Raw genomic sequence first — 8,062 nt, 5'->3', positions numbered from 1 at the left:
GCCGAAGCGGTGGACCCCAAGGCCCTGAAAACCCGGCCGCCGGCGCGCTACACCGAGGCCACCCTGCTCGGCGCCATGGAGGGCGCTGGCAAAACCGTGGAAGACGACGAGTTGCGCGAGGCCATGCAGGAAAAAGGCCTGGGTACCCCCGCCACCCGCTCCAGCATCATCGAAGGCTTGATCTCCGAGGCCTACATGCACCGCGAAGGCCGCGAACTCATACCGACGGCCAAAGCCTTCCAGTTGATGACGCTGCTGCGCGGCCTCGACGTGCAGGAGCTCACCAAAGCCGAGCTCACCGGCGAGTGGGAATTTAAGCTGGCGCAAATGGAGCACGGCAAGCTCAAGCGCGAAACCTTCATGGCCGAGATTGCCGCCATGACCGAGCGCATGGTCAAAAAAGCCAAGGAATACGACCGCGACACGGTGCCGGGCGACTACGCCACGCTGCACACGCCCTGCCCCAACTGCGGCGGCGTCGTCAAGGAAAACTACCGCCGCTACGCCTGCACCGGCGCCGACGGTAAAAGCGACGGCTGCGGTTTTTCCTTTGGCAAAACACCGGCGGGGCGGACCTTCGAGCTGGCCGAGGTCGAGCAGTTCTTGCGCGACCGCAAGATCGGCCCCTTAAGCGGGTTCCGCTCCAAGGCCGGTTGGCCGTTCACTGCCGAGATGGTCATCAAGTTTGATGAAGAAAGCAAGAACTACAAGCTGGAATTTGACTTTGGCGACGACAAGAACGGCGAGGAATCGGGCGAGCTGATCGACTTCTCAAAGCAAACCAGCCTCGGTGCCTGTCCCAAATGCGGCGCCCAGGTGTTTGAGCACGGTAAAAATTATGTCTGTGAAAAGTCGGTGCCGACACACGCGCAAGCCACACCGAGCTGCGACTTCAAGACCGGCCAGATCATTCTGCAGCAACCGATCGAGCGCGAGCAGATGGTCAAGCTGCTGGCCACCGGCAAGACCGATTTGCTCGACAAGTTTGTGTCGATGCGCACCCGGCGCGCCTTCAAGGCCATGCTGGCCTGGGACCCGGCAGCGGGCAAGGTGAACTTCGAATTTGCCCCCAGCAAGTTCCCGCCGCGCAAAACGGCTGCAACACCCTTGACCAAGGTGGCGGTGGCGGCCAGAGCGGCCACCCCGACAAAAGCCCCAGTCACGAAAAAAGCGGTGAAAGCGCCGGCCAAAAAAGTGGCCAAAACAGCCACCGCAAAAGCACCGCGCAAGGCACCCAGCGCAGGCAGCGCGGGCTCAACGCCCAGCGCCGCGCTGGCCGCCGTGATTGGCGCCGAGCCCATCGCTCGCGCCCAGGTCATCAAAAAACTGTGGGACTACATCAAGGCCAACAACTTGCAGGACGGCGCCAACAAGCGCGCCATCAACGCCGACGACAAGTTGCTGGCCGTCTTTGGCAAACCGCAGGTGACCATGTTTGAGCTGGCCGGGATCGTGGGCAAGCATTTGGGGTGAGGTGGTCGCAAATTGCGACCACCTCTACAACCCGCCCATGCCAGCGACCCGCTATTGATCCAGCCAGCGGCAAATGGGTTGCCACTGGGCCAGGTCCCGCGCCACGCGCTCGGGCGGCACGTCGAACACGCTGGGCTGCAACGGCACCACCACCTTGTGGGCGCGCCTGAAAATCTCCTTGAGCCGCTTGCCGTACAGACCGGCGGGGGCGTCCAGCACCACATGGGTCGTGCCCTTGACCGCTGTGCACGACTGACATCAAAATGTCACTTGATTGACATAGCATGGCCACCTCAGGCCCGTGTGCCTGATTCGTTTTCAAGACCCCATTGAACCACCTCAAGGATGCACCATGAAATTGCGTTACTCACTGATCGCTGCCGGCGTTGTCACCCTCGGTGTCGCTGGCTCTGCCATGGCCCAGGAAAAAACCCTGCGCCTGCTGACCTGGGCTGATTACGCGCCCGCTGACGTGGTGGCGCAGTTCGAGAAAGAAAGCGGCTACAAGGTCGAGATCACCCTGTCCAACAACGAAGAGATGATCTCCAAGCTGCGCGCCACGGGTGGCGCCGGCTTCGATCTGGCCCAGCCGTCGCAAGACCGCATCACGGGTCCGCAACAGGAGTTTGGCATTTACAAGCCGATGGACCTGGGCAAGCTGAAAAGTGAGCTGTTCATTCCCTCGATGCTGGAAGCCACCAAGAAAAACACCACGCTGGCGGGCAAGGTGTACGGCCTGCCGCACATCTGGGGCACCGATGGCCTGGTGGTCAACACCAGCCTCACCAAGATGGCCGACTACCCGGACCTGTGCCGTGCCGATGTCAAGGGCAAGACCGCCGTGCGCCTGAAACGCCCGACCTTGCTGGCCTTTGCCTTTGCTGCGGGCAAAGACCCGTTTGCCTTGTACGGCAACCCCAAGGCCTACGCGGCTCTGATGGATGACGTGGGCAAGACCATGATCGCCTGCAAGCCCAACCTGAAGTTCTTCTGGGACAACAAGGACCAGTTGCTCAACGGCATGCGCACGGGTGAAATCGTCGGCGCCATGATGTGGGACACGGGCGGCTGGAAGCTCAATGGCGAGAAGGCCGAAATCCAGTTCATCGCGCCCAAGTCCGGCGCTTTAGGCTGGATCGACACCTTTGCCCTGCCGGCCAAGGGCAAGAACGACGCCGCGGCTTACGCCTGGATCAACTTCAACATGCGCCCCGAAATTGCGGCCCGCGTGGCCAGTGCGGCTGGTAACTTCACCGGTTCCAAAGGGGCTGACCAGTTGATGGATGCCAAGCTGAAAGCCCAGTTTGCCGCCAGCTTCCCGGAAGCCGCGCTGAAAAACGTCAAGTGGTACCCCGCCGTGCCCGCCGGCATTGAAGAGATCGAGGGCCGCGTGCTGGACCGCATCAAGGCGGCCAACTAATTTGGCGACACAGCCTGACCTGCAGGCCACTCGCGTGGCCAAGCACTATGGTGCTTTCCGCGCGGTGGACGAGCTCTCGTTCAACGTCGCGCGCGGCAGCTTCTTTTCCATCCTCGGCCCCTCGGGCTGTGGCAAGACCACCTTGCTGCGCATGATTGCCGGCTTTTTGAGCCCTGACGCCGGTGACATCCGGATCGGCGGCAAAGCCATGCACGGCGTGCCGCCCAACCAGCGCCCAGTCAACATGGTGTTCCAGCACCTGGCGCTGTTTCCGATGATGAACGTGGGCGACAACGTCGGTTACGGGCTGGCGCGGCGCGGTGTCGCCAAGGGCGACATCAAGCGCCGTGTCGGCGAGATGCTGGAGCGCGTCAGCCTGGCCGGTGCGCAAGACAAGCGAGTGGACCAGCTCTCGGGCGGGCAAAAACAGCGCGTGGCGATTGCCCGCAGCCTGGTGCTGGAGCCCACGCTGCTGCTGCTCGACGAACCGCTGGGGGCGCTCGATTTGAAGCTGCGCGAGCACATGAAGATCGAGCTCAAAGCTTTGCAGGCAGCGTTTGGCACCACCTTTGTCTACATCACGCATGACCAGTCCGAAGCGCTGGTGCTGTCGGACCATGTGGCGGTGATGAACCATGGCCGTTTCGAGCAGGTCGGCACACCGCAGCAACTCTATTACGAACCACAAACGCCGTTTGTGGCGGGCTTTGTGGGTGCCAACAACCGCATTGCCGGAGTCGCAACGCGCATCGATGGCCTGGAAGTGACCGTGACCAGTGCCGAGGGCCTGGTGATTCCGGCACGCGCCATCGGCCAAGTGAGCCCAGGCGATGCGGTCGAGGCGTTTGTGCGACCCGAGGTGGCGCGCCTGGCGCGTGATGCCGCCGTGTTGATGGATGCCGGTTTGCCGAGTTTTAGCGCCCGCGTGGACAGCCTGCTGTTTGACGGCGCCAACTCCGCCGTGCTATTGCGTGAGGCGCACTCGGGCACCGTCTTTCGCATCGCCTTGCCGCAGACCGGCGAGTTTGCCGACCTGAGCATCGGCGAAACCGTGGCCTTCGGCTTTGATCCGCAACGGGCGGTGTGTTTTGCCAGTTGAACCCATGCGACCTGCGCCAATGTCTGTCATTGCGAGCGTAGCGCGGCAATCCAGGGGGTCGTGGATTGCCACGTCGCTTTGCTCCTCGCAATGACACCATCACAGTTTCAACATGGTCAATCCTTCGTCACCCCGTATCCAAGTCCGCCTCATGCTGCTATTGCTGCTGGCGCCGGCGCTGCTGTGGCTGGTGGGCTTGATCGTGCTGCCGCATGTGGAGCTGGGCATTTTGTCGCTGCGTGCCCGCGTGGCGCCGCGCGTGTACGAACCCAGCCTGGCGCAATTCGCCACCTTTGTCGAAGAGCCGCTCTACTGGCACACCTTTGTGCGCACCGCGCTGATGTCGATGGTGGCCACCGCCATCACGCTGCTGATGGCCTTCCCGGTGGCGTGGACGATCGCCAAAATTGCCCGAGGCCGCAACAAGTCCCTGCTGTTTGTCATGTGCCTGATCCCGTTCTGGGTGAGTGAAACCGTGCGCACGCTGGGCTGGATGATCTTGCTGCGCGAATCCGGCGTGCTGCCCGCGCTGCTGGTGAGCCTCGGCGTCACGCCGGCGCCGGTGGAAATGCTTTACCACGACGCCACCATCCTGGTCGGGCTGGTTTACACATCGATGCTGTTCATGGTGATCCCTTTGACTAGCGCGCTGGAGAGCCTGGACGACTCACTCATCGAAGCCGCCTACGACCTCGGCGGCAACGGCTGGTCCATCTTGCGGCAAATCGTCATCCCGCACGCCGCGCCGGGCATCGTGGCGGGCTGCATCGTGGTGTTCATGCTCACGCTTGGCAACTACCTGACGCCAACGCTGCTGGGTGGCAAAAACTCGCAGTGGTTCACCGAGCAGATCTACACCCAGTTCATCACCCGTTTCAACTGGGAACAGGGTGCGGCCTTTGGCTTTTTGCTGCTCGGCCTATCCACGGCCATCGTCTGGGCCGGCTTGAAACTGTCAGGGCAAAAGTTTGGCGAAGTGATGCAGCGGTCATGATCGCATCCCTGCCCCGCCCCGCTTGGCTTCGCATCAGCACGGTGGTGTATGGCGTGGCTTTTTTTGCCTTCCTGTTTCTGCCGCTGGTGGTGGTGGCGGTGTTCGCCTTCAACGACGCACCCTACCCGGCGCCACCCTGGCGCGGCTTCACGTTGGACTGGTTTTTTGGCGGTGCAGAATCCACGCGACGCGGCCTGTTTGCCGACCGCGCCATGCTCGGCAGCCTGTGGACCAGCGTGGTGGTGGCGAGTTGGGTCACGGGCCTGTCGGTGCTGGTAGGTACCGCCAACGCGTTCCTGATCGAGCGCACCCAGTTTCGCGGCAAGCAGGCACTGAGCCTGCTGATGCTGGCGCCGCTGGTGATCCCCGGCGTGATCCTGGGCATCTCGATCCTGGCTTTTGCCAGCCGCATTGCCAACCTGGCCGATGACCTGTGGGGCCTGGAGCTGGAATTTTTGCGCCCGGGCCTGCCGCTGGTGGTGCTGGGCCAGTTTGCGTACATCGTCTCAATCGCCACCCTGACCATCAGCGCGCGCCTGAAACGCTTCGATGTCACGCTCGAAGAAGCTGCCTACAACCTCGGTGCGTCCCGTGCCGCCGTGCTGTGGACCATCACCCTGCCGTACCTCAAACCCGCGCTGATCGGCTCGGCAGCGATTTCCTTCCTGATGAGTTTCGAGAACTTCAACACCACGCTGATGCTGGTCGGCTCGGACGCGCCGCTGACCGTGATGATGTACGGCCGCATGCGCGAAGGCGCCACGCCGGTGCTCAACGCGGTGAGTTTGCTGCTGATGGTGGCATCGGCGCTGCTGGCGCTGACGCTGATGCGGGGGTCAAAGGCCCATGCGTCTGACACCTCAAACTGACACGTTCGGGCAAGCAGCCACAGAATGTTTCAATGGAAAAACGAACCGGGCGAACAAGGTTAACTGACCGTTTTGGAGCGTGACGTATTGCGGCTGTGCAGCGTAACGAGTCGCTCACGACAGGCACAGCTTGCCGGTTACTCAGTTCGACTCAGTCAGAAGCCGAAGGTGGCGGTTTGCATCGGGAGCCGGCCATCACGCGTGCCCGGTGTGCTTTGTTCTTGACGAAGCGCCTGGTTAACTCACTTTTTGCCGTGAATGACATGAATCCCGGCCGGCCCTCATCTATAGTCGCCTCAGTCCCGACTTTTGATCGTGCGTACTCAGGGTAGACGACCCTTTGTCAGCCGCGTCCTGGTCGCAGCCACCCCGTTGATCGGCGCAGGCCGTCAGGCTTCATGACAAAGACGACGGCCCCGAAACGCAAGGCTCATCATCTTCAGCACTATTTTGGAATTCCCACATGGAAATTAAAGTCAACTTTCTCGACAAGCTTCGTCTTGAAGCCAAGTTCGATGACTTCACGGTGGTGGCCGACCAGCCTATCCGCTACAAGGGCGATGGTTCGGCGCCAGGTCCGTTCGATTACTTTCTGGCTTCATCGGCCTTGTGTGCGGCTTACTTTGTGAAACTGTACTGCGACACCCGCCATATTCCGACCGAAAACATCCGCCTGTCGCAGAACAATATTGTCGATCCCGAAAACCGCTACCAGCAGATTTTCAAGATTCAGGTCGAGTTGCCGGCAGATATCTCTGCCAAAGACCGGCAGGGCATTTTGCGTTCCATCGACCGTTGCACGGTAAAAAAAGTGGTGCAAGCCGGCCCCGAGTTTGTGATTGAAGAAGTAGAGAATCTGGATGCCGATGCCCAGGCCTTGCTGACCTTGGCGCCGGCTTCTGAAGCGAGCACCTATATCGCCGGCAAGGATCTGCCACTTGAGCAAACCATCGCCAATATGTCGGGCGTTCTGGCGGCCTTGGGCATCAAGATTGAAATCGCTTCGTGGCGCAATCTGGTGCCCAATGTATGGTCGCTGCATATCCGCGACGCGCACTCGCCAATGTGTTTTACCAATGGCAAGGGATCGACCAAGGAAAGCGCGTTGGCGTCGGCGTTGGGAGAATATATCGAGCGCCTGAATAACAACCATTTCTACGCGGGTGCGTTTTTGGGCGAAGACATCGCCAACGCAGCGTTTGTGCATTACCCCAACGAGCGCTGGTTCAAGCCTGGCCGTAAAGATGCGTTGCCGGTCGGGATCCTGGATGCGTACTGCCTGCAGATTTACAACCCCGATGGCGAGCTGCGTGGCTCGCATCTGGTCGACACCAACTCGGGCAATGTGCAGCGCGGTATCTGTTCACTGCCGTATGTGCGCCAATCCGACGGCGCGGTGGTGTATTTCCCGTCCAACCTGGTCGAAAACCTCTTTGTGAGCAATGGCATGAGTGCCGGTAACACGCTGGCCGAAGCGCAAGTGCAATGCCTGTCGGAGATTTTCGAACGGGCGGTAAAACGCGAAATTCTGGAAGGTGAAATCGCCTTGCCTGACGTGCCACACGAAGTGCTGGCGAAATACCCTGGCATTCTGGCCGGCATTCAGGGCCTGGAAGAGCAGGGCTTTCCGGTGCTGGTGAAAGATGCATCGCTGGGCGGGACCTACCCGGTGATGTGCGTGACTTTAATGAACCCGCGCACCGGCGGTGTCTTTGCCTCGTTTGGCGCGCACCCAAACCTGGAAGTAGCGCTGGAACGCAGTCTGACGGAATTGCTGCAGGGGCGCAGTTTTGAAGGCCTCAACGATTTACCTCGGCCCACCTTTAACAGCAACGCCGTAACGGAGCCAAACAACTTTGTTGAACACTTCATCGACTCCAGCGGCGTGGTGTCCTGGCGCTTTTTCAGTGCCAAAGCGGATTTCAATTTTGTCGAGTGGGACTTTTCCGGCCAGGGTGACAACTCCAATGCCGAGGAAGCCGCGACCTTGTTCGGCATTCTCGAAGCCATGGGCAAAGAAGTCTACATGGCGGTCTATGACCAACTCGGCGCCACGGCCTGCCGCATCCTGGTGCCGGGTTATTCGGAGGTGTATCCGGTAGAAGATTTGATCTGGGACAACACCAACAAAGCACTGTTGTTCCGCGCCGATATTTTGAACTTGCACCGCCTGGACGATGCCAGCCTGGAAGCACTGCTTGAGCGTT

At 60.7% G+C, this 8,062-nt stretch carries 6 protein-coding genes and 1 pseudogene; 6 read left to right on the top strand and 1 reads right to left on the bottom strand.

The features are described from left to right. On the top strand, positions 1 to 1,473 hold a 1,473-nt coding region (locus NDI87_RS14905; protein ID WP_296276224.1), incomplete at its 5' end, for a topoisomerase C-terminal repeat-containing protein. Positions 1,474 to 1,524: 51 nt separating this feature from the next. On the opposite strand, the pseudogene NDI87_RS14900 reads toward NDI87_RS14905, so the two are convergent. Continuing rightward, positions 1,525 to 1,710: pseudogene (locus NDI87_RS14900) on the bottom strand (hypothetical protein); the annotation flags it as partial. Positions 1,711 to 1,825: 115 nt separating this feature from the next. Between NDI87_RS14900 and NDI87_RS14895 the strand changes: the two are divergent. From NDI87_RS14895 to NDI87_RS14875, 5 genes are all read left to right on the top strand, one after another. After that, complete coding sequence (locus NDI87_RS14895; RefSeq protein ID WP_296276223.1) at positions 1,826 to 2,893, top strand: extracellular solute-binding protein; 1,068 nt, start codon at positions 1,826 to 1,828, stop codon at positions 2,891 to 2,893. Between the two features lies 1 nt (position 2,894). Then, positions 2,895 to 3,992: an ABC transporter ATP-binding protein gene (locus NDI87_RS14890; protein WP_296276222.1), complete on the top strand. Its 1,098-nt coding sequence runs from the start codon at positions 2,895 to 2,897 to the stop codon at positions 3,990 to 3,992. A gap of 151 nt (positions 3,993 to 4,143) precedes the next feature. Further along, on the top strand, positions 4,144 to 4,986 hold the full coding sequence (locus tag NDI87_RS14885; protein WP_296276221.1) for an ABC transporter permease: 843 nt from the start codon (positions 4,144 to 4,146) through the stop codon (positions 4,984 to 4,986). Beyond that, the gene (locus NDI87_RS14880) at positions 4,983 to 5,855 is read left to right on the top strand and encodes an ABC transporter permease (protein ID WP_296276220.1); all 873 of its coding nucleotides are present in this window, start codon (positions 4,983 to 4,985) and stop codon (positions 5,853 to 5,855) included. Before NDI87_RS14885 ends, NDI87_RS14880 begins: the two co-directional genes overlap by 4 nt. Positions 5,856 to 6,318: 463 nt before the next feature. Beyond that, positions 6,319 to 8,062: OsmC domain/YcaO domain-containing protein (locus NDI87_RS14875; protein ID WP_296276219.1), on the top strand; the 1,744-nt coding region annotated here is incomplete at its 3' end.

The sequence above is a fragment of the Rhodoferax sp. genome (assembly GCF_023701345.1).
Taxonomy (GTDB): Bacteria; Pseudomonadota; Gammaproteobacteria; order Burkholderiales; family Burkholderiaceae_C; genus Rhodoferax.
This window is presented reverse-complemented; position numbering and strand designations above follow the sequence as displayed.

Excerpts from the sequence above, each read along its gene's own strand:
- NDI87_RS14880 (WP_296276220.1), top strand. The coding sequence starts at position 4,983 with ATGATCGCATCCCTGCCCCGCCCCGCTTGGCTTCGCATCAGCACGGTG.
- NDI87_RS14885 (WP_296276221.1), top strand. The coding sequence starts at position 4,144 with ATGCTGCTATTGCTGCTGGCGCCGGCGCTGCTGTGGCTGGTGGGCTTG.
- NDI87_RS14895 (WP_296276223.1), top strand. The coding sequence starts at position 1,826 with ATGAAATTGCGTTACTCACTGATCGCTGCCGGCGTTGTCACCCTCGGT.